Consider the following 20,118-nt stretch of genomic DNA (forward strand, 5'->3'; position numbering starts at 1 on the left):
GCACGCACCTCATCTTCAGCCTCTCCGTCATCACCGTCAGTGAGCGACCGCACCCACATCACGGTGCGGGACTACAGACCGGCTCGTATGGACTTTTTACTATAAGCCATCCATACATGGAGGACAGCATGAGCGATACCAAACCCGAAGGCCTTCCGCCCCAGCACCAAACCCATCAACCCGGCAGCGAACAAGAGATGCACCCGCGCCCGCACAGCGCACCGGCCGGCCAACCCGGACGGCGGCTGGCAGGCAAGGTCGCGCTCATCACGGGCGGCGACAGCGGCATTGGCCGTGCCGTGGCGCTGGCGTATGCGCGCGAAGGGGCAAAGCTGGCCATCGTCTATCTGGATGAGGAAGAGGATGCGCGACTGACCCAGAAAGACATCCAGGCCATGGATGCACCCTGCCTGCTGATCCCCGGCGACGTCGGTTCGCCGGAGTTCTGCCGCAGCGCCGTGCGGTCCGTGATGGATGCCTATGGAAGGCTGGACGTGCTGGTCAACAATGCGGCCCAGCAATACCCCGCACAAAGCATCGAACAGATCTCGGCCGAGCAGCTGGAGCACACCTTCCGCACCAACATCTTCTCGATGTTCTATCTGGTCAAGGAAGCCATGCCCTTCCTCACGCGGGGCGCGCGCATCATCAACACCACCTCGGTGACCGCGTATCGCGGCAGCAAGCATCTGGTGGACTATGCCGCCACCAAGGGCGCCATCGTGGCCTTCACGCGTTCGCTGTCGCAGCAGCTGGCACCGGCCGGCATCCACGTCAATGCAGTGGCACCGGGGCCGATCTGGACGCCCCTGATTCCCGCCAGTTTCAGTGAGGAAGAAGTGGCCAGCTTCGGCAAGAACGTGCCGCTGGGACGGCCGGGACAGCCCGATGAGGTGGCACCGGCCTATGTCTTTCTTGCCACCGAAGGCGCCTCCTACATGACCGGTCAGGTGCTGCATCCCAATGGCGGGGAGATCGTCAATACCTGAGCATGTCTGCAAACATCGCCAGGCTCAACCCATACAAGGAGAGCATCATGACCACCACCCAGGACACCCGTACCGTCTTCGATACCGGCAATGTCGGCCAATCGAGCCCATCGCAAGCCAGACAGAGCCAGCAGATGAGCTCCTCGTCTTCCTCCATGCTGACCTGCATGCAGGCCTGCCAGCAATGCCATGACGCCTGTCGCAAGGCAGCCTTTGGCCTCAGCCCGGCTGGCGCCCAGGAGCTGGCTGCGGACGATGTGCGCTTGCTGATGGAATGTGCCGAACTGTGCCAGCTCTCGGCGAACTGGCAATTGGCGGGTTCACAATACTGTAGGCAGATCTGCGCTGTCTGCGCCGAAGTTTGCCGCCAATGCCAGGACCGCTGCAACGACAATGAGGGCATGCAGGAATGTGCGGCTGCCTGCCAGCGTTGCGCAGAAAGCTGCGAAGCCATGAGCAGCATGTAGCGCGGCCGGGCTCAGGAAAAACCCGATGGCAGGCATGTTGCCGCCGGTGCATGATGAGCTTGCCCCCACGACTTCGCGAGAGCCCGCTCATGCACAAGACCGCCCTGATCGCTACCACTCAGCCCGAAGTCAGCCGTGCGCTGACCGAATGGCTGGCCATCAACGACATCGACATCCAGATCGCCAGCAGCGGTACTGACGCCATCGAGCACATTGCCCTGGACCGGCCCGACGTGGTGCTGGCCCAGCTGGCCATGGAAGGCATGAGTGGCCTGCGCCTGGCGCATTACCTCAAGGCGCAGGAGCAGTTGGCCGACGTGCCGGTGATCCTGCTATGCCGCGATGAGCGCGAGATGGATCTGGTCAAGGGGCAGTGGCCGGCCTTCCTCTGTGCCGGCTCGCTGCATCCCGCCCTCATCTCCGAATTGAAGCGCGAGCTGGTCAACTGAAACTCAGGCGACCGGCTTTGCCGCACGCCGGCGGCGGCGCCATTGCGCCACGCCCAATCCTGCGCCCGCCACGGCCGCCAGCAACAGCGCCGCGCTCAACGCGCGATGCTGCGCCACCCAGCGGCGCGTGGTGCGCCATGCCTGCACGTACGGGAAGCGGGCGGCAGCGGCAAAATCCGGCTCCACGCAGTTCTGGCCGAAGTCGGCCGAAAACGGCACCGCCGCCCCTTCCTTCACGTAGCGCAGATAGAGTTGTTCTGCACGCGGCTGATCGTAATAGACGAAATTCACCCCCTGGCACAGCACCGCCGCGAAGGCTTGCGAGCGCGCGGGCAAGGCATCGGCGGATTTCATGACGTAGTCCGCCGCGATATCCCGGTAATGGAAACGCTTGTAGGGCTTGGCTTCAGTGGCGGCATAGCGCTGGCGCTCGCCGTCGGTCACCAGCGGACCGGGGAGATCGGCCTGGGCTCTGGCTTGCGGGTTGTCCGGCAATGGCTTGTCCTCGTTGCCATACATACCCATGCCGCGTCCGGCACCGCCCGGATAGCTGCCGCCGTAGACGGCATAGTCCGGTCCCTGTTCATAGCCCATGATCTCCATGCCCTGGCGGCGCGCAATGACGGCGGCCTCGTACCAGCCCTGGGCACGGCTGCTGGCGCGCCAGGCATGCTGCCCGCGGTCCAGTGCCTGGCCGTACTCGCGCGCCTTGGCGCGCATGCGCCAGCCGGCCGGGACTTCGTGGCCCTCAGCATCGTAGGTGCTCTGGATGAAGCGCTCGTCGCGATCGTCCGGGAAGTAGGGCAGCGCTTCTTCCACGCGCCCGTCGCGCACCAGGCGCCGCGCCAGCAGCTGGCGCAGGTTGTCTTCGACGGTTATGGCCGACAGGCCCACGGCCACCCAGCGCACCGACTGCGGTCCTCCACCCTGCTTCTGCACCGCCTTGGCCACGGCCTCCGGTGCCGGCATGGGCGAGGCCGGGGCATGGGCATCGACGTAGGTTTTCAGTTCATCGGTGGTCAGCACGCGCTCGGCCACATAGGCCATGTCATTGGCGTAGGCATAGTCGCCGTAGTAGCCACCGCGTGACTGGCGGGCGCTGTCGCTGGCAGCCTGGTGGAACTGCGCCAGCGCTTCCACATATTGCCCGCGCGAGAGCGTCAGCACGCCCTGTTCGCCCATGAGCAGGCTGGCATTGGATGGGTCCAGGCTGGCGTCATTGCGCGGGAAGGCCTGCGCAGCGCGCGCGTAGGCTTGCACGGCGGCGGCGGTGTCCCCCTTGCGCAGCGCCAGCTTGGCGCGTACCCACCAGGACAAGGCGGTCTCCTGCCGGTTCGCCAGCGTGGCAGCGAGGTCGTAGCGGCCGGTGCGATAGGCCAGCGCGGCCACGCGGTCGGCCCCTTCGATCTTTTCCAGGCCGCGCCGCTTGAGGGCATCGACCAGGGTCACCAGAACGCTGTTGGGCTTGACCTTGGCACTGCGCGCCGCATCGGGATAGCCGGACGAACCGCTGTTGGGCGCGGACGGATCGTAGTAACTGTCGCCGTTGCCGCTGCCTTCGGCCATGTCGCCCACGCGCGCCAGCGCATAGGCCACCAGCAGGCGCTGTGCGACCGGATCATCGATCAGCGCCGCGCTGATGTCGGCGTGTCCCAGGCTCCATGAGGCCAGTGCCGTCAGCGAATCCTGCGCGTTGGTTGACCCGCGTGCCGCCTGCTCTGCATACAAGCGGATCGCCTGCTTGAAATCGGCCGGCGGGATGGTCTCGCCGCAATCCCGCCCTTCATTGAAATCGGACCAGTTGCAGGGACCGCTCTGCCCCGACAGCATCAGCCGCGCCTGCTCGCCGTAGCTGGCCACGGCCAGCCCCAGCGGATCGGGCGCGCCGCCCGCGGCCAGCGTGCGCGCTCTGGTGAAACTGGCAATCGCCTCGGCACGCCGCCCCTCGATGGCGTGCAGACGGCCCAGCATGAAGGCCGCCCACACGGCGCGTTCGCTGGCCTGCTGCGGCGGCAGTGCCAGTACCGCTTCGAAACGTTGGCGTGCCGCTGCCAGGGCATTGGCGCGAAAGTCCTGCGCCCCTGCCGTGTAGAGACGAATGGCAGGCGGCAGGGCCGCACCGGCCGCATAGGCGGACTCGCCATCGGAAGCGGCGCGCATGGCCTGCAGGGCAGCCCACTGGGCGCCCTCCAGCTGGCCCTTCTCGATCATGCGCAGCGAGCGCGGATCGTCAGGCTGGCCGGCGGCCTGTTCGTAGCCGCTGCGCTCATCGGCTTGCAGCTTGTCGGCCGGCGTCACCAGGTGCGCAGCTTCCCAGGCGAAGGAATTGGCGGGCGTATTGCTGAGGGTACCGGCGCGGTCATCCAGCAATTGCAGCGGGAAATCCGGCCCGCAGGCCACCACCGTGGCCGCACCCAGCACCAGCAGGCTGCTGGCGGCGCAGGCGATTTTGGTCATGCGGCCCAGGCGGGGCAGGCTGCGCTGGCCCGTGGCGCGGGGGGCAGCGGCAGAACACTTCATGTTTGTCATCAGGATCCCATTTCCAGTGTGAGTTCGGGGGCCGGCGTGCCGTCGGCACAGCGCAGCCATCCGATGGTACGGCTGCTGCCGGCGCGCAGCAGGCCGGCCTGGCCCAGGCGCAGGTAGCGTCCCCGGGCATCGCTTTCCAGCGTGTAGCCATTGATGCCGTCACCACTGCAGACGTTCCCTGAAGACGCTGCATCCCGTGGCGCGAGGTTCACCCGCACGCGCAGCGGCAAGGGCGCGTCGGCATTGCCGGCATTGTCGATGCGGATATCGGCGGGCGCGTCGTTGCCCTGTCCGGCGACCAGTTGCACGGCAAGGCCGCCCTTGAGGGGCTTGCGTTCCAGCACGGCCAGCCAGGTCGAGAGACTCCAGGCGCGGCGGTCATCGCCGGTCGGCAGGCGGAACCAGATCAGCCCGGCCAGTCCCGGCGGCGGGGCCGCTTCCACTTCGGCCACGAAGCGCGCCATCACTTGCGGTTCAGCCATCAGTTCACGCCCCAGGCCGCCGGTCAGGAGCGCACGTTCGCTTTCGACTGCGGCGATGCGGCCCTGGCTGTCCCAGCTCACGCGCGAGCCATAGGCCGGCAGCGCCACGTGCCAGGGGCGGCGCGTCTGCGCGGCGTACTGGCGCATCCAGTCGCGGGCGCGCTCGCCATCGAAGAGGCCCAGGCGCGGATCGAGCACGGCGTGGACCTGCAGCGTGGAAGCATCGGCCACGGCCAGCAGTGGCGCCAGCTGCGGGCTGGCCAGCCAGGTCGGCAAGGCCGTCACGGTCAGATCCGTCGGTGCAATCCGGGCCTTGAGGCTGCGCAGGAAGGCGGTGTATTCGGGCAGGCGCGCCGTGGCGCAGTCGTAGTCGATTTCCAGCGCAGCCGGTTGCAGGCCGCGCTGGCGCCAGGCGGCCAGCAGTGCGAGCAGATGATCCTGGATCGCGGCCGCATCGAAGCGCGCCAGCTGGCCGTTGATGCGCACCGTCATCAGCAGCGGGCGGCCGGTATTGGCCAGCGCCTCGGCATCGGGCGTGATGTCGATCCAGCGGCCGGAGGCCCCCAGTTCGGCCGCCAGCACGTGCCAGCGCGCCACCTGGGCATTGGAAGCGGAGAGTGCGGTGCGCAGGGACGGAGTCCACTGGCGCTGCCAGATGTAGACGTCCTGGGAGAGCTTTTCGGCAGGGAGGGGATGGCGGGAACACGCCGCCAGCAGCACGGCCAGCAGCATCCAGATCAGACACAGGCAACTGCGCCTGGCAAAGCGCGCGGGCAGGAAGGCGAGGGGCATGGTCGTCGGCGAGGTGGAGTTCCGGTTGGGCGGCATTGTACGCGAGCCGACGCCCAAAAAACCAAGGCCCGGCACCTTGCGGTCACCGGGCCTGGTCAGCCTTGCAGGAGGGGAGCGATCAGGCCTTGTAGCCCTTGCTGCTCATCGGCACGAAGGCCAGCAGCACGCCCAGGATGGACAGGCCGATCACGTACAGCGCCGGGCCCTGCGGGTCGGCCTTGATCCACAGCGAGATCAGCACCGGCGTCAGTCCGCCGAAGACGGCATAGGCCATGTTGTAGGCGAAGGACAGGCCGGTAAAGCGCACCGGCGGCGGGAAGGCACGGGTGGAGACGATGGGGGTCAGCGAGATGCTGCCCACGAACAGGCCCACCAGTGCATAGCCCCAGATCAGCGACTCGGGCGAACCCGGCAGCTGGCCGTAGAACCACCAGGTCGACAGGCCCAGGCCACCCCAGCCGATGATCATGCTGGCGCGGGTACCGATGCGGTCGCACAGCCAGCCGATGGCCAGGCAGCCGATGGTCAGCATCAGGGTGCCGGCGCAATTGGCCTGCATCACCAGCTTGGCCGGCAAGTGGTGTACGGTCTGCAGGTAGGACGGCGTCATCAGGATCACCACCACCACCGCGCCCGACAGGCACCAGGTCATGCCCGCGGTCAGGACGCTGGCGGCGCGGTGTTCGCGCAGCACGGTCTTGAGCGGCAGTTCATTGGATTCCTTGCGGCGCGCCGCCAGCTCGCGGAACACCGGGGTCTCTTCCAGATAGCGGCGCAGGTAGACCGAGACCAGTCCGAACACGCCGCCCAGGATGAAGGGAATGCGCCAGGCGTAGCCCGCCACTTCAGCCGGTGCGTAGACGCTGTTGATGAAGATGCCCATCAGCGAACCCAGCAGGATGCCGCCGGTGATGCCGGCGGTCAGCGAACCGACGCCGAAGCTGTAGCGGTTGGCCGGCACGTGTTCGGCCACGAAGACCCAGGCACCGGGCATTTCACCGCCGATGGCAGCGCCCTGCAGGGTACGCATCAACAGCAGCAGGATGGGCGCGGCCACGCCGATGCTGGCGTAGGTCGGCAACAGGCCGATGACCAGCGTGGGCACCGCCATCAGGAAGATCGAGAGCGTGAACATGCGCTTGCGGCCGATCACGTCGCCGTAGTGGGCAATGATGATGCCACCCACCGGACGCGCCAGGTAACCGGCGGCGAAGATGCCGAAGGTCTGCAGCATGCGCAGCCATTCCGGCATGTCGGCCGGGAAGAACAGCTTGCCGACCACCGCCGCGAAGAACACGTAGATGACGAAGTCGTAGAACTCCAGCGTGCCGCCCAGGGCGGACAGCCCCAGGGTGCGGTAGTCGGAGGAAGTGAGCGGTCGGTGCTGGGACTCGTTCAGAGCCCCGGTAAATTCAGCAGATTCAGCGGAAGTGGTCATGATGGTTCACTAACGGCAAAGCGGCGATCCGGTCCGCCGCCACATCGCCCCGGGACAATGACGCCCATGGCAATGCCGCAGCGGGCCGGATGGCCTGCTTCAACTTGTTCGTTCGGGTGGCCGCAGAGGGCATGCCAGGAAAGATCAGGACATGTCTGCGAAGGACAGATTCAGCGGAAAACGTAAAGCGAAGAAATACGATTTAGCGTCGAAACTTGCTTAATGATACCCCAAAAACCGGCAAAGCTTCCGCAACGCAGCATTTCTTGCTGCCCGGGCAGGCGCTGGCAGCATCCCTGCCGGTTCCGGGCCGATATGAAGTTTCCTGACCTGGAAAAGCAAAGAAGCCCGCCAGGCAGCCACTGCTGCAAAGCGAGCTTCATGACAATGTGAAGCAACTGACCAAAATCCGGGAGCGCCCTGCCCGCCCCCCGCCCATGCGAGCCGGCAGCAGCAGCGCAGCCTCAGGATTCCAGCACGATATCGACCGCCGAGGACCGGCGCAGCATCAGGAAGCCTTCGCCATAGATGTTGCGGATTTGCATGGGCGCTTCCTCCAGCGAGCGCAATTTCTGGCGCACGCGGTAGATCAGGGCATCGATGCGATGCGCATCGTATTCCTCGCCGCCGGAACGCAGCAGGTCGAACAATTGCGCGTGCGAGACCGGATAGTTGGGGCTTTGCAGCAGCGCCGCCAGGGCAGTGCTTTCCTTGTCGGTGAATTGCAGTGCCACCGCGCCATTACTGGAGAGGCGTCCCGAGCGGCGGTTGAAGGCCCATTTCTCCGACTGCGGCGAACTCTGGTGCGGCGCGGTCTTCATGCGGCGCGCCAGGGCCGTCAGCGTGGCCGAGACTTCTTCCAGCTTGACCGGCTTGACCAGGTAATAATCGGCCCCGTCGCTCATACAGCGCACCCGTTCCTCGCTGCGGGTAGCAGCGGTCAGGATGATGATGCCCATGGACGGGAAATTCTGCCGCAACGATGCCAGTTCGGGCAGCAGGCTGCCGTCTGGCAAGCCGATGTCGGATAACAGGATGTCGGGCTGACGACTCTTGAGGATGTCCCTGGCCTGGCCCAGTGCCGAGCAGACCGAGATCTCGTAACCCAATTCCCCCACATGTGCGCTCAACGTGTTACGCCAGTCGAGATCGCTTTCTACGATAAGTACTTTCATCACTCTTATGTTCCGGACGAAACCTGTTTTTATGACTGCCGGAGCATCCCCGCTCCCCCTCCGGAACCTGACCCCGGAGCCAGCTGCAGGCGTGGAAATGCTTTCCATAATCACAACGTTATACAGAAAATATCTGCGGATAAAATCATAAAAACTCGCAGATGCCTTACACCTGAAAACTCCACTGGGCCTGGCTTTGCGCGTGTTGGCGCAAGAGGCCGGTGACCGTCCCGAGCAGGTGGTCGACCGAACAGGGTTTGAGCAGGAAAGCGGCGATCGTGGGAATGCGCGCACTGGCCGCCGGCAGGTGGGCGCTGATCAGCACCACCGGAATCGAGGAAAAACGTTCATGCGACTTGATGTAGCGCGCCAGCTCCATGCCATCCATGCGCGGCATGCGCAGGTCGGTCAGCACCAGGCTGGGGGCCTGCTCCTGCATCTGCGCGATGGCATCCACGCCATCGGCTGCCGCCACCACCTGCAGTCCGCCCTGCTGCAAGATGCCGCACAGCATCTCGCGCGACTCGGGATGATCTTCCACGACCATCACGGTCGGTGCCTTGCTGATAGTTGCCACCACGTCTCCCTCCTGCCCTCTGTCCCGCACCAGATGTCACGGTGACTTGTTGTGACTGATGGTGATGGTTGGCGACAAAACGCGATATCAGGAAATTCCTGAAACTTGGACAACATTGCGCAAACGCAAGGCACAGGCGGGGCCGGCACGCCGCCAGGTGCGTGCCGGCAAAAGCGAAGGGAAGCAAGACGCAAGGCCGCGCCCGGCCAAGGCAGAGCTTGGCTGCAGGCGGACTCAGGCGGGGGGAAGGATCAGGGGCGAGGGGTCAGCAGGCGCTGGATTTCGGCCAGCATTTGCTCGAAGAAGACCGGCTTGCGCAGGAACAGGTTGTGACTGGATTGCGACAGATCGTGACGTTCCGGAGCACCGCTGCACAGGATGATGGGCAGCGTGGCGCCTCCCGGCAACGCGCGCAGGGCCGCACACAGCTCGAGCCCGTTCATCACCGGCATCATGCAGTCCGAGATGACCAGGTCCGGCCAGGCCTGCTGCGCCTTGGCCAGCGCGTCGGCCCCGTGCATGGCGGTCACCACTCGATAGCCATGCAGCTCCAGCAGCATGGCATAGGTATCGGTGATATCGATCTCATCGTCGACGATCAGGAGCAGGGGCAGTGCCGCCTGCTGTGGGGGTGACGCTCCGGACATGGTCAACGTCCATCCGCAACCGGCGCGGCAAGTGGGGTCACCAGGCCATCGATCTCGATGCCGGCATCCGAAATGTTCATCAGGCGGCTGGCACCGTCGTAGCCGTTCTCGCGCAGTTTCATCACGGAAATCTGGCGGCGGTTGACGCTGTCCTTCACCACGTATTCCAGCAGCATCATGTTTTCGTACAGCTGCGAGGAATTGGGGTCGACCTGGGGCTGCGATTCGCGGAAGTACGGCAGTTGCTCGGTGATGAAAGTCGTCACGCCGCGCGCGCGCAGTTCATTGGTCAGCGCCACCAGGAAGGGACGCATGCGCTGCTGCTGCACCACGATGCTGCGCAGGCCATCCACGCCATCGATCAACAGGCGCGTCACGCCACGGCGCGCGATGTTGTCCAGCATGCGCTTGGCGAGGTCGTCGCACAGCATTTCCAGCGGCAGCTGCCACATCACCTGCAGCGCGCCGCTATCGATATGTTCATCAAGCTGCATGCCGGCCTTGCGGGCCTTGGCCAGCAGGCGTTCGGGGGATTCGTAGAAGCCCAGGATCAGGCATTGCTGGCCGTCCTTCAAGCCTTGTTCGATGAAGTGCAGCCCCATGAGCGTCTTGCCCACGCCGGGGCTGCCCAGCAGACAGGTCAGCGAACCGCTGACCACGCCGCCGCCGATGCACTTGTCCCAGGACGGGATACCGACGCTGACATAACGATCCGAGGTACCCGGCACCTTGCCGGCGCGAGTGGCGGTGGCTTCGAAGCGGGGGAAGATCTCGACCCCGCTCTGGTTGATCTCGAAGACGTGCTTGCCCAGCAGGTGATTGGCCCCGCGCAGCTTGAAGACCTTGATCTCGCGCTCCAGCTGCATGCCGGACTCGTGCTGGCTCAGTTCGATGACGCCATCGACCAGGGTGTTTTCGGACTCGGGCATGTTGCCTTCCACCGGCGACAGCAGCAGGGTGGTGCAATTCATGGTGAACACCAGCGCATTCAGGGAATGCATGAATTCGGACAGGTTCAGGTCCGACGGACCGGAATCCCGCACCGAGCGGAACCCGTCGATGATCAGCATGGCCGGGCGATGGCGATTCAGTTCGGCACTGATCAGGCGCAGCAGGCCGCGCAGGCCTTCGCTGGCCAGCGCACCGTAGCCGCTCAACATCTGCATCTGGTCGCCGACCAGGCTCTCATCGAAAAAGTCAAAATTGCTCACATGATTGAGCATCTTGGCGTGCGATTCGGCGATCAGCGTCAGCAGCATCACCTTGTTGCCGCTGCGTGCCTGCGCAAAACCGACCTGCGAGGCCAGCGTGGTCTTGCCGCTCCCGGCCAGTCCCTGGATCAGATAGAGGCTGCCCGCCGGCAGGCCGCCGCCCAGGATTTCGTCGAAACCGGCAATGCCCGTGCTGATCAACGAAATGCGGCTGGGCCGCAGCGTCGCAGCGGCAGCAGGTAAGGGAGACTGCGGGAGATGGCTCATGTGGATGAAGGCTCGGTGCTTATTATTGTGCAAAGATTTAGAACTCATTTCATCAATAGGCGTGAGTGCGAGCGAGTCCCGTTTGGGATGAAGTGCAAGGCGCGAATTTGGGTCAAGACTGGGCGTCTTGACCCAAATTCGTAACGCAGCAATTCGCCCAAACGGGCCGCTCCCTCCGGGTTCTGTCCAGAAAGGGCGCTGGCCGCGTTGCGCTCCTTGCCAGCGCCCTTTCTGGACAGAACGCATCTCACGCCTATTGATGAAATGAGTTCTGACGAGTTTTTCGTCATTATACGATTGCCCACGGTATGACTAAGGTTGTCATACACCGCAAAAGTTGCACCTTGGGGAGGTAAATAGCTGCGCCGCGCGCAATCGCGGGAGGAAGGCCGCAGGGGCCGGGAAGGCGGCGGGAGGTAGGGGGGTGGCCGCAAGCTCATCAGTACGCGTGGCCGGCCAGCCAGGCCCGGCCACGGACTGCGGGGAATCAGCGCAGCTTGAAGACGCTGACCGTATTGGCCAGGCCGGCCGCCTGTTCCTGCATGGATTGCGCGGCGGCGGCGGCCTGCTCCACCAGGGCCGCGTTCTGTTGCGTGACTTCGTCCATCTGCGAGACGGCGCGGTTGATCTCGTCGATCCCCACGCTCTGTTCGGTACTGGCCGCCGAGATCTCGGAGACCACATCGGTCACGCGCTTGACGCTCTCCACCACTTCCGACATGGTCGACCCGGCCTGGCGCACCAGCGTGGTACCGGCCCCGACCTTGCTGACCGAATCGTCAATGAGCTGCTTGATCTCCTTGGCAGCGGAAGCGGAACGCTGGGCCAGCGAACGGACTTCGGAGGCCACCACCGCAAAGCCGCGCCCCTGCTCGCCGGCACGGGCCGCTTCCACGGCGGCGTTCAGGGCCAGGATGTTGGTCTGGAAGGCAATGCCATCGATCACGCTGATGATTTCGACGATGCGGTTGGAGGCATCGTTGATGGCTTCCATGGTCTGCACCACCTCGCCCACCACGCCGCCGCCACGCGCGGCCACGCCCGAGGCGGCCATGGCCAGCTGGTTGGCCTGGCGGGCGTTGTCGGTATTCTGCTTGACGGTGGAGGTCAGTTCTTCGAGGGCCGAAGCGGTTTCTTCGAGGGCAGTGGCCTGCTGCTCGGTACGGCGCGACAGGTCCAGGTTGCCGGTGGCGATCTCGGTGGAGGCGGTGGCGATGCTGTCGGTGCCATTGCGCACCTGGCCCACCACCTGGCGCAAGCCCTCGTTCATGGTCTGCAGGGCTTGCAGCAGCTGGCCGGTTTCATCCTTGCTGTGCACGCTGATCTCGGCCCCCAGGTCACCCCCGGCCACGCGGCGGGCGATGCCCACGGCATCCTGCAAGGGGGCGGCGATGATGCGCCCCATGGTGATCGCCAGGCCCATGCCGATGGCCAGGGCCGCGATCAGCAGTCCCAGCACGCCCACGCGCGACTGGCTGAAGGTGTCATCGGCACCGGCGGTGGCGGCATCGCCGCCCTCCTGGTTGATCTTGATGAGCTTTTCCAGATCAGCGAGGATCTGCGGATAGAGCTTGTTGGAGTAGCCGAGAAAGAGATCGCGCCCCTGCGCATTGTCCTTGGCCAGGAAGGCGGCCACGATCTTCTTGTGCTCGGCCAGGAATTCCGCTATCTGCGCCGCGACCTTGGGATAGATCTCGCGCTCCTGCGGGGTATCGAGGGTGGCGGCGTAATCCTTCATGGTCTTGTCCAGACCGGTCAGGATGGCCTGGCTGCGCGAGACCAGGCCATTCATCGCCTCGACATCGCCGTCGTAGATCGCCAGTTGCGATTCGGTGCCGCGCAGGCGCACGAAGTACAGCTTGATGTCGCCCAGCTTCTTCTGTGCCGGCATCCAGTCACGCGAGATTTCAGAGGACGCATTCTTGACCTTGGCCAGCTGGCTGATCGAGAAGATACCCAGCACCGCCATCAGCAACAGCACTGCCAGAAATGCCAGCTGCAGTTTCCTGGCAATCTTCAGATTCTTGAACCACCCCATCGTCACCGCCCCTGATCGTATTGAATGTCACGCCTGTCATCGTGGCCCGCTCTGCCGATCCTGCGCAGGGCTTGCCATTCCCCGCAGGGATTATCACGAACTCTCCCGCCAACCAATCGCCGGAAGAGAAGGCGTTTTACCCGGCAGATGCCTTGCTGCAACAGCGCCCTGCACGCCGGGGCAAACCCTGTTAACATGCGCAGCGATCAAACTGCAGTATCACGTCAGCAAACAGTCAGCGATCCGCAAGCAATACAGTCGCACCGATATCCCGATACAGCACCGATACAGCAGCGCAAACACCAGCAATACAGCCGACAGACAGCTTCACTCCCTCTCCACCACAATCCGCATCGTCTTGGCCATCGAGGCCGCCGCCTTCGGGCCCTCCTCGCACCAGGCACATGCCAACGCCGCCAATGAACCGATTTCCCCGTCAAGTCACCATGTCCCGGCGCAGCCTGCTGCTGACCGGCGTGAGCCTGCTGGGCAGCTACGTCGCCTTGTCCAGCCTGCCTTCCTGGGCCATCCCGCAGCCTGACAGCCCGCAACTGGCCCCCTTCATGCGCCTGTCCGCGCTGCTGGTCAATCACCGCCTCAATCCGGCGGTGGGCGCGCGCATGCTGGAAGTGGCCGCGCGCGAACACGCCGACCTCGACACCCTGATGCGCCAGTTGCTGGCCATCGCCGAACAGAAGCAGGCCCGCAAGGTGGAAGACTTCTTCGCCGATATCCCCGCCGGCCCGCAGCAGACGCTGGCCTACTGGATCATCTTCGCCTGGTATACCGGCTGCTCTTCGCCCAAGCGCAATGCCACGGTCTTCACCTACGAAGAAGCGCTGACCTACCAGACCACGCTGGACGTGGTCGCCATCCCCTCCTACGGCATCAGCGGTCCCAACCGCTGGCGCCAGGTCACGGTGCCGCTGGCCGACATGCCGCGCTTCTGATCCCTGCAACCTGTGGAAAATCAACGTATGAACAGCAACAACAAGGCCGAGGTGGTCATCGTCGGCACCGGCGTGGTGGGCGTGCTCATCGCCGAACAACTGCTGGATGCCGGCATCCCCGTACTGATGCTGGAAGCCGGCCCGCGCGTGGCGCGCGCCGAGGTGGTGGAAAACTTCCGCAACCTGCCGCTGGCGCTCAAGGGCGATCCTTCCTCCTGCTATCCGCCGCGTCCGTGGGCACCGCATCCCATGCCCTCCAGCGAGAATCCGGACGATCACTACCTGGAACTCTCCGGTCCCGACAAATACGCCCAGACCTTCATCCGCTATGCCGGCGGCTCCACCTGGCACTGGGCCGGCACCTGCTGGCGCCTGACGCCGGAAGACATGCAGCTGCACACGCTCTATGGCGTGGGCCGCGACTGGGCCTTCGGCTACGACGTGCTGGAACCGTATTACACCCGCGTCGAACACAAGCTGGGCATCTGCGGTCCGTCCGACCCGGCCCTGCAATGGCCGCCGCAACGCTCGGCGCCCTACCCCATGCCGGCCCTGCCCTTCAGCCCGGGCGAGCAACGCTTCACCGACGTGGTCCGGGAACTGGGTTACCACAACATCCCGACGGCCCAGGCGCGCAACAGCGGCATGCCCTACGATGAGCGCCCGGCCTGCTGCGCCAACAACAACTGCGTGCCGGTCTGTCCGGTCGGTGCCAAGTACGACGCCGCCACCGCACTGGCGCGCCTCGAATCCAAGGGTGCCACCATCCTCACCGATGCCGTGGTGTACCGGGTCGAGACCGATGAGGCCAACCGCGTGAACGCAGTCAACTACTTCGATGCCAACAAGGTCAGCCATCGCGTCACCGGCAAGATCTTCGTGCTGGCCTGCAACGGCATCGAAACGCCCAAGCTGCTGCTGATGTCGGCCAACAGCCGCAACCCGCACGGACTGGCCAACAGCTCCGACCAGGTCGGCCGCAACATGATGGACCATCCGCAACTGACCATGACGCTCACGCTGTCCGAACCCTACTGGTCCGGTGTCGGTCCGGTGGTCAACAGCGGCATCATGGAAACCTCGCAGGGCAGCTTCCGTTCCGAACATGCGGGCGCCTACTTCCGCTACAACAATTTCGCGCGCAATCGTTTCGTCACGTTCGCCGCCTTGAAGAAGGGACTGGTCGGCCAGGCGCTGGACGAAGAAATCCGCCGCATGACCGCCTGCACCGCCGACGTCGTGCTGGCGCATGAAGTGCTGCCCGATGCCGACAACCGCCTCACGCTCTCGGCCAAGAAGGACTGGCTGGGCCTGCCGCGTCCGTCCATCCATTACGACGTGGGCGACTACACCCGCAAGTCGGCCGAACAGTATTCGCTGCCCATCGGCCGCAAGATCGCGCAAGCCATGGGCGCCACCGACATCAAGGTCAGCCCCGCCTTTGCGCAGAGCAAGCACATCATGGGCGGCACCATCATGGGACTGGATGCGGCCAATTCGGTGGTCGATCCCGACTGCCGCGCGCACGATCACGACAACCTGTTCCTGCCCGGTGGCGGGGCCATGCCCAGCACCGCCTGCGGCAACAGCACCCTGAGCATGGCGGCACTGGGCCTGAAGGCGGCCGATGCCATCGTGCGTCAACTGCAGAAAGCCTGAGGACGAGCATGCGACCATTGAACCTCCTCGCCCTCGCCGCTGCCCTGCTGGCCACGTCTGCAATGGCGCAGACACCCGAGCCGGCGAGCGCGCCACCTGATGTGCCCGCTGCAGCACCGGCTCCGGCCGTCTCGCCCGAAGCGGCACTGATCGAGCGCGGCCGCTACCTGGCGGTGGCCTCCGACTGCATCGCCTGCCACACCGCGCCGCGCGGCAAACCCATGGCCGGTGGCCTGGCCATCGCCTCGCCGGTCGGTGAGATCATCGCGACCAACATCACGCCCTCCAAGTCGCACGGCATCGGCAACTACAGCGAAGCGCAATTCGCCGCCGCCCTGCGGCGCGGCGTGCGCGCCGATGGCGCCAACCTGTATCCGGCCATGCCGTACACCGCGTATGCCGCATTGAACGATGCAGACGTGCATGCGCTATATGCGTATTTCATGAAGGGCGTGGCACCGGTCGATACCGCCACCCGCGAGACCGCCCTGCCCTTCCCGATGAATATCCGGGCGTCGATGAAGGTGTGGAATGCGCTGTTCCTGAAGGACCAGCCGCTGGCCCCGGCCCCGCAGCGTTCTGCGCAATGGCTGCGCGGACGCTACCTGGCCGAAGGCCCGGCGCATTGCAGCAGCTGTCATACACCGCGCGGCTTCCTGATGCAGGAGAAAACCAATCTCGCGCTCTCCGGTGCCCAGGTCGGCCCCTGGTATGCGCCCAACATCACGCCGCATCCCACGGCCGGCATCGGCACCTGGAGCCAGGATGAGCTGGTCGCCTATCTCAAGACCGGCCGCGTGGAAGGCCGTGCCCAGGCCGCCGGCAGCATGGCCGAGGCGATCACGCACAGCTTCTCCAAACTGACCGACGAGGACCTGCGCGCCATCGCCGTCTACCTCAAGGAGACCCCGGCCGTCGGCCCGGATTCGTCGACGCCGCCCACGCTGGGCACGCGCTTCGAACAGGGCAAGGCCGGCAATGCGCTGGCGCAGTTCCGTGGCCGCACGCTGGGCGCCGACAGTCCCGAGGAGATCCGCGGTGCGCGCCTGTTCTCGGCCAGCTGCGCTTCCTGCCACGGCTACAACGGACAAGGTACGCGCGATGGCTACTATCCTTCGCTGTTCCACAACTCGGCCACGGCGGGCGTCAATGCCAACAACCTGATCGCCACCATCCTCTATGGTGTGGAACGCGAGACCGAAGACGGCGGCCATGTCTTCATGCCGCCCTTCGGTGACCAGCCCAATGCGCTCAACAAACTCTCCAACGAGGATGTGGCAGCGCTGTCGAATTATCTGCTGAAGTATTACGGCAACCCTGAGCTCAAGGTAAAACCCGAGGACGTGGCCGTGATCCGCCAGGGCGGCCCGCGTTCGCCGCTGCTGCTGGTGGCGCGCATCGGCATGGGCGTGGGCGCGGTGGTGGTGGTATTGCTGCTGTTGCTGGGTACACTGATGCTGTTGCGACGCAAGCGCATCGATCCCGAGCACGACTGGAAATAATTTACCTGCCATACAAAAAGCGCTGTTCCCCTCACAAGGAACAGCGCTTTTTTTACTTCTTTTCTACAGCCAGACCGGATCAGGACTTGGCGTAACGCCCTTCCAGATCAGCCTGCGCACGCAGACGCTCATACTCGTTGAGCGGCATCGGCTGGGCATCACGCTCGCCCAGTTTTTCCAACGGGATGCGATAGGTCTCGCGGGCGGACAGCGCTGCCAGTGCCGACACGATGGTGATGCCGAAGGCGATGCCGCCCACGGTCAGCCAGATATTGCTGGAGCCCGGAGGTGCCACGGCGGTGAACAGTGCCGGCAGCATGGCCGTGATGGCGGTGCCCACGTTCTGCGCGATGGCCATGGCCGAGACGCGCGAACGGGCCGGGAACAGTTCCGGATAGAAGCTGGGGAAGACCGCGTTGTAACCCTGGTAAACAACGCCCCACATGAGGATCGACATCACGAAAGCCAGTTCGACGTTGCGGATGCTGATCGCATACAGGTAAGCGAAGGCGAACAGGCCCGCCAGCAAGGAACCGACGATGATGGGCGGACGGCGGCCGATGCGGTCCGACAGCTTGCCCACATAGGGAATCACCAGCACCGCCACGATATTGCCGACCACCGGAATCCACAGGTAGACATCCTTGGCGAAGCCGATGCCATAGGCCGGCTGCACCGCATAGGCCGCGCCGAAGATGGTGGCCACCACCGGGATCACGTTCATGAGCGCCATGCAGACCACGCGCAGCATGTTGGGCGAACTGTCGCGGAAGGCTTCCACCACCGGCGAGCGGCGCTTCAGTTCATTCTTGTCGGTGGCCTTGAACAGCGGGGTCTCATCCACGGTGCGGCGGATGATCCAGCCGGCGATGATGACCAGGAAACTCAGCAGGAAGGGAATGCGCCAGCCCCACACATTGAACTGCTCGGCCGGCATGTAATGCGCCAGCGGCAGGAACACCGCGGCCGCCAGGATCTGCCCGGCCTGCACCCCTTGCAGGGTAAAGCTGGAGTAGTAGCCGCGCCGTCCGAAGGGCGAGTGCTCCAGGATCATGGAACTGGCCCCGGAGATTTCACCAGCCACGGCAAAGCCCTGGGCCAGGCGCATGATGACCAGCAGTGCAGGTGCCCACAGGCCGACCTGGTCATAGGTCGGCAACAGCCCGACCCCGATGGTGGAAAAACCCATCAGGAACATGCACCACAGCAGCACCTTCTTGCGGCCGTGGGTGTCGCCCAGGTGGCCCAGCACGAAGGCGCCGATGGGACGTGCCACATAGCCCACGCCATAGGTGGCCAGCGAGGCGATGATGGCGGTGGTCGGATCGCCCTTGGGGAAGAACAGCTGCGGGAAAATCAGCGAAGCAGCCGTGGCGTAGATGAAGAAGTCATAGTATTCGAGCGCCGAGCCGATCCAGCCGCTGGCGGCGGCCTTCTTGCTCTGCTGCGAGTGATCGCTGGAATGAGAGGATTGCATGGTGTCTCCGTGGTGTTGCCGGGCAGGCCGTCATGCTGATGCGATGACGGCCTGCCGATATTAAGAAATGGCTGGCTCAGGGGCGAACTCAGAAGCGATGCAGGATACCCATCTGCAGTCCGATCAGGCTCTTGCCATTGATGTCGGCCCCGGCCAGGTTGCTGCCCGGTCCGGCCGAGCCGCTGAAGCGCCAGCCGGCATTGGCCTGGTTCTTCATGTAGTTGGCGAATCCATAGAGCGTGGTGCGCTTGGAGAGGTCATAGTAGGCGCCCACGTTGCCGCCCTGTGCACCACCATCCTTGTGGGAGGTGTCGACCATCACGCCATACAGCGCGCCGATGCGCAGCTGCGGGGTCAGGCGATAGTCCGCCGAGACCTGGTAGACGTTGTAGAAGCGCTGGATATTCGGATCGTTACCGGCAAAGAAATTGTTGGGATTGCTGACATTGTTGAGGATGGTCGCGGCATTGTTGCCATTGGCGTTGGCGGTGGTGTTGTTGCTCCGTACGTAGGCCAGGTAGATCTTGCCCGGGCCATAGTCGTAGTCGGCATACACGTTATGGTATTGCACCGTATTGCTGTACAGGCCGCCGGCATTGGGTTTTGCCACCAGGCCGGCATAGCCTGCGCGATACGGGCCGTTAGTGTAATCCAGACCGAACTGATAGACACCACGGCGGCCCAGTCCCTCGCCTGCGGTCTCCGGCATGGCGTAGTGGATATCGAACTGGAAGCCGGCCCAGCGCGGCGACTTCCACGACAGGTCATTGTCGAAGCGCGACGGCACGCCGAAGGTATTGATGATGGAGCCATAGGTGGTGCGCTCGGTGTAGTCGATGGCACCGCCGATGAAGAAGGGCACACTGTTCTGGCGGCCCACGCGGAATTCCCCTGCGGCCGGGGTCTTGATGCCGACCCAGGACTGGCGGTCGAACAAACGTGTACTGTTGGCCAGGCCGCCGGTGTCGCCGGCGAATCCGTTTTCCAGCGTGAAGGTGGCGGCATAGCCGCCGCCCAGATCCTCATAGCCTTTGAGGCCGATGCGGCTGCGCAGGATCGCGCCATCGTTGAGCGCCCACAGGCTCTTGCCGCTGCTGCTGTGCATGTAGCCCAGGTACTGGTCGACCGTGCCATACAGAGTGACGTTGCTGGTGCTCTGCGCCAGGGCCGTGGTGGAGGCGGCCAGCAGCAGGCCCATGGCGACGGGCGTGCGCAGTGCGCTTGTCGGGCGGGTGGATCGTGGTGTCATGTCTCGGATCTCTGTTGTGTTTGTGGTTGTGGTGATGGTGGTGGAGCGTGACTCCCGGCACACGCAATGCGTCCCCTGCCGGCGCGCTGCGCGGCATGTTCCGAACGGGAGGAAACGGAGGGCCCGCTGCACCCTGGCGTGTTCAGGGAAGGGGCCGGTGGATCAGGATGAAGGGCGCTGCGGTGTCATGGGGTCTCCTCTGTTGTGATCATGCGGCCCG

General features: G+C 64.6%; 16 protein-coding genes. 6 read left to right on the forward strand and 10 right to left on the reverse strand.

Annotated elements, in window-relative coordinates:
• Window positions 1-128: 128 nt before the first annotated feature.
• From MKD49_RS04995 to MKD49_RS05005, 3 genes are all read left to right on the forward strand, one after another.
• Window positions 129-989: an SDR family oxidoreductase gene (locus MKD49_RS04995; RefSeq protein WP_121043655.1), complete on the forward strand. Its 861-nt coding sequence runs from the start codon at window positions 129-131 to the stop codon at window positions 987-989.
• Window positions 990-1,036: 47 nt separating this feature from the next.
• Window positions 1,037-1,456 (forward strand): four-helix bundle copper-binding protein, encoded by a 420-nt coding sequence (locus tag MKD49_RS05000; protein ID WP_209582479.1) that lies wholly within the window; start codon window positions 1,037-1,039, stop codon window positions 1,454-1,456.
• Between the two features lie 89 nt (window positions 1,457-1,545).
• Window positions 1,546-1,905 (forward strand): PleD family two-component system response regulator, encoded by a 360-nt coding sequence (locus tag MKD49_RS05005; protein ID WP_252695627.1) that lies wholly within the window; start codon window positions 1,546-1,548, stop codon window positions 1,903-1,905.
• A 3-nt stretch (window positions 1,906-1,908) separates the two neighbouring features.
• Here the strand turns inward: MKD49_RS05005 and MKD49_RS05010 are convergent, their stop codons facing one another.
• The 8 genes from MKD49_RS05010 to MKD49_RS05045 all read right to left on the reverse strand — a co-directional run bounded on the left by MKD49_RS05010 (window position 1,909) and on the right by MKD49_RS05045 (window position 13,061).
• Entirely contained in the window at window positions 1,909-4,425 is a 2,517-nt protein-coding gene (locus MKD49_RS05010; protein WP_252695628.1) for a hypothetical protein, read from the reverse strand.
• An 8-nt stretch (window positions 4,426-4,433) separates the two neighbouring features.
• Window positions 4,434-5,708: a DUF3142 domain-containing protein gene (locus tag MKD49_RS05015; protein WP_252695629.1), complete on the reverse strand. Its 1,275-nt coding sequence runs from the start codon at window positions 5,706-5,708 to the stop codon at window positions 4,434-4,436.
• A 118-nt stretch (window positions 5,709-5,826) separates the two neighbouring features.
• Window positions 5,827-7,146: an MFS transporter gene (locus MKD49_RS05020; protein WP_121043664.1), complete on the reverse strand. Its 1,320-nt coding sequence runs from the start codon at window positions 7,144-7,146 to the stop codon at window positions 5,827-5,829.
• 464 nt (window positions 7,147-7,610) lie between these two features.
• A complete protein-coding gene (locus MKD49_RS05025) occupies window positions 7,611-8,321 on the reverse strand; it encodes a response regulator transcription factor (RefSeq protein ID WP_121043668.1) in 711 nt (236 codons plus the stop codon).
• A gap of 166 nt (window positions 8,322-8,487) precedes the next feature.
• Window positions 8,488-8,901: a response regulator gene (locus MKD49_RS05030; RefSeq protein WP_243442940.1), complete on the reverse strand. Its 414-nt coding sequence runs from the start codon at window positions 8,899-8,901 to the stop codon at window positions 8,488-8,490.
• A 248-nt stretch (window positions 8,902-9,149) separates the two neighbouring features.
• On the reverse strand, window positions 9,150-9,545 hold the full coding sequence (locus MKD49_RS05035; protein ID WP_252695630.1) for a response regulator: 396 nt from the start codon (window positions 9,543-9,545) through the stop codon (window positions 9,150-9,152).
• A gap of 2 nt (window positions 9,546-9,547) precedes the next feature.
• Window positions 9,548-11,023, reverse strand: coding sequence for an ATPase domain-containing protein (locus MKD49_RS05040; RefSeq protein WP_121043674.1), 1,476 nt, complete (start codon window positions 11,021-11,023; stop codon window positions 9,548-9,550).
• A gap of 487 nt (window positions 11,024-11,510) precedes the next feature.
• Complete coding sequence (locus MKD49_RS05045) at window positions 11,511-13,061, reverse strand: methyl-accepting chemotaxis protein (RefSeq protein ID WP_252695631.1); 1,551 nt, start codon at window positions 13,059-13,061, stop codon at window positions 11,511-11,513.
• 446 nt (window positions 13,062-13,507) lie between these two features.
• On the opposite strand from MKD49_RS05045, the gene MKD49_RS05050 reads away from it, so the two are divergent.
• Genes MKD49_RS05050 through MKD49_RS05060 form a run of 3 tightly spaced genes read left to right on the forward strand, consistent with a single transcriptional unit; the run spans window position 13,508 to window position 17,172 of the window.
• Window positions 13,508-14,011, forward strand: a complete 504-nt coding sequence (locus tag MKD49_RS05050) for a sorbitol dehydrogenase family protein (protein WP_232729669.1) — start codon at window positions 13,508-13,510, stop codon at window positions 14,009-14,011.
• 27 nt (window positions 14,012-14,038) lie between these two features.
• A complete protein-coding gene (locus MKD49_RS05055) occupies window positions 14,039-15,670 on the forward strand; it encodes a GMC family oxidoreductase (protein WP_134136625.1) in 1,632 nt (543 codons plus the stop codon).
• A gap of 8 nt (window positions 15,671-15,678) precedes the next feature.
• Window positions 15,679-17,172 (forward strand): cytochrome c, encoded by a 1,494-nt coding sequence (locus MKD49_RS05060; RefSeq protein WP_252695632.1) that lies wholly within the window; start codon window positions 15,679-15,681, stop codon window positions 17,170-17,172.
• Window positions 17,173-17,251: 79 nt separating this feature from the next.
• On the opposite strand, the gene MKD49_RS05065 is transcribed toward MKD49_RS05060, so the two are convergent.
• Both MKD49_RS05065 and MKD49_RS05070 read right to left on the reverse strand, forming a co-directional pair.
• Entirely contained in the window at window positions 17,252-18,649 is a 1,398-nt protein-coding gene (locus MKD49_RS05065) for an MFS transporter (protein WP_134136622.1), read from the reverse strand.
• Between the two features lie 88 nt (window positions 18,650-18,737).
• Window positions 18,738-19,847 (reverse strand): porin, encoded by a 1,110-nt coding sequence (locus MKD49_RS05070; protein WP_252695769.1) that lies wholly within the window; start codon window positions 19,845-19,847, stop codon window positions 18,738-18,740.
• Window positions 19,848-20,118: the final 271 nt, after the last annotated feature.

This window comes from Herbaspirillum sp. WGmk3 (assembly GCF_023952535.1).
GTDB lineage: Bacteria > Pseudomonadota > Gammaproteobacteria > Burkholderiales > Burkholderiaceae_D > Herbaspirillum > Herbaspirillum huttiense.

What these genes read in the sequence shown, in the direction of transcription:
- MKD49_RS04995 (WP_121043655.1), top strand. Translation starts at nt 129, where the DNA reads ATGAGCGATACCAAACCCGAAGGCCTTCCGCCCCAGCACCAAACCCAT.
- MKD49_RS05000 (WP_209582479.1), top strand. Translation starts at nt 1,037, where the DNA reads ATGACCACCACCCAGGACACCCGTACCGTCTTCGATACCGGCAATGTC.
- MKD49_RS05005 (WP_252695627.1), top strand. Translation starts at nt 1,546, where the DNA reads ATGCACAAGACCGCCCTGATCGCTACCACTCAGCCCGAAGTCAGCCGT.
- MKD49_RS05010 (WP_252695628.1), bottom strand. Translation starts at nt 4,425, where the DNA reads ATGAAGTGTTCTGCCGCTGCCCCCCGCGCCACGGGCCAGCGCAGCCTG.
- MKD49_RS05015 (WP_252695629.1), bottom strand. Translation starts at nt 5,708, where the DNA reads ATGCCCCTCGCCTTCCTGCCCGCGCGCTTTGCCAGGCGCAGTTGCCTG.
- MKD49_RS05020 (WP_121043664.1), bottom strand. Translation starts at nt 7,146, where the DNA reads ATGACCACTTCCGCTGAATCTGCTGAATTTACCGGGGCTCTGAACGAG.
- MKD49_RS05025 (WP_121043668.1), bottom strand. Translation starts at nt 8,321, where the DNA reads ATGAAAGTACTTATCGTAGAAAGCGATCTCGACTGGCGTAACACGTTG.
- MKD49_RS05035 (WP_252695630.1), bottom strand. Translation starts at nt 9,545, where the DNA reads ATGTCCGGAGCGTCACCCCCACAGCAGGCGGCACTGCCCCTGCTCCTG.
- MKD49_RS05040 (WP_121043674.1), bottom strand. Translation starts at nt 11,023, where the DNA reads ATGAGCCATCTCCCGCAGTCTCCCTTACCTGCTGCCGCTGCGACGCTG.
- MKD49_RS05045 (WP_252695631.1), bottom strand. Translation starts at nt 13,061, where the DNA reads ATGGGGTGGTTCAAGAATCTGAAGATTGCCAGGAAACTGCAGCTGGCA.
- MKD49_RS05050 (WP_232729669.1), top strand. Translation starts at nt 13,508, where the DNA reads ATGTCCCGGCGCAGCCTGCTGCTGACCGGCGTGAGCCTGCTGGGCAGC.
- MKD49_RS05055 (WP_134136625.1), top strand. Translation starts at nt 14,039, where the DNA reads ATGAACAGCAACAACAAGGCCGAGGTGGTCATCGTCGGCACCGGCGTG.
- MKD49_RS05060 (WP_252695632.1), top strand. Translation starts at nt 15,679, where the DNA reads ATGCGACCATTGAACCTCCTCGCCCTCGCCGCTGCCCTGCTGGCCACG.
- MKD49_RS05065 (WP_134136622.1), bottom strand. Translation starts at nt 18,649, where the DNA reads ATGCAATCCTCTCATTCCAGCGATCACTCGCAGCAGAGCAAGAAGGCC.
- MKD49_RS05070 (WP_252695769.1), bottom strand. Translation starts at nt 19,847, where the DNA reads ATGGGCCTGCTGCTGGCCGCCTCCACCACGGCCCTGGCGCAGAGCACC.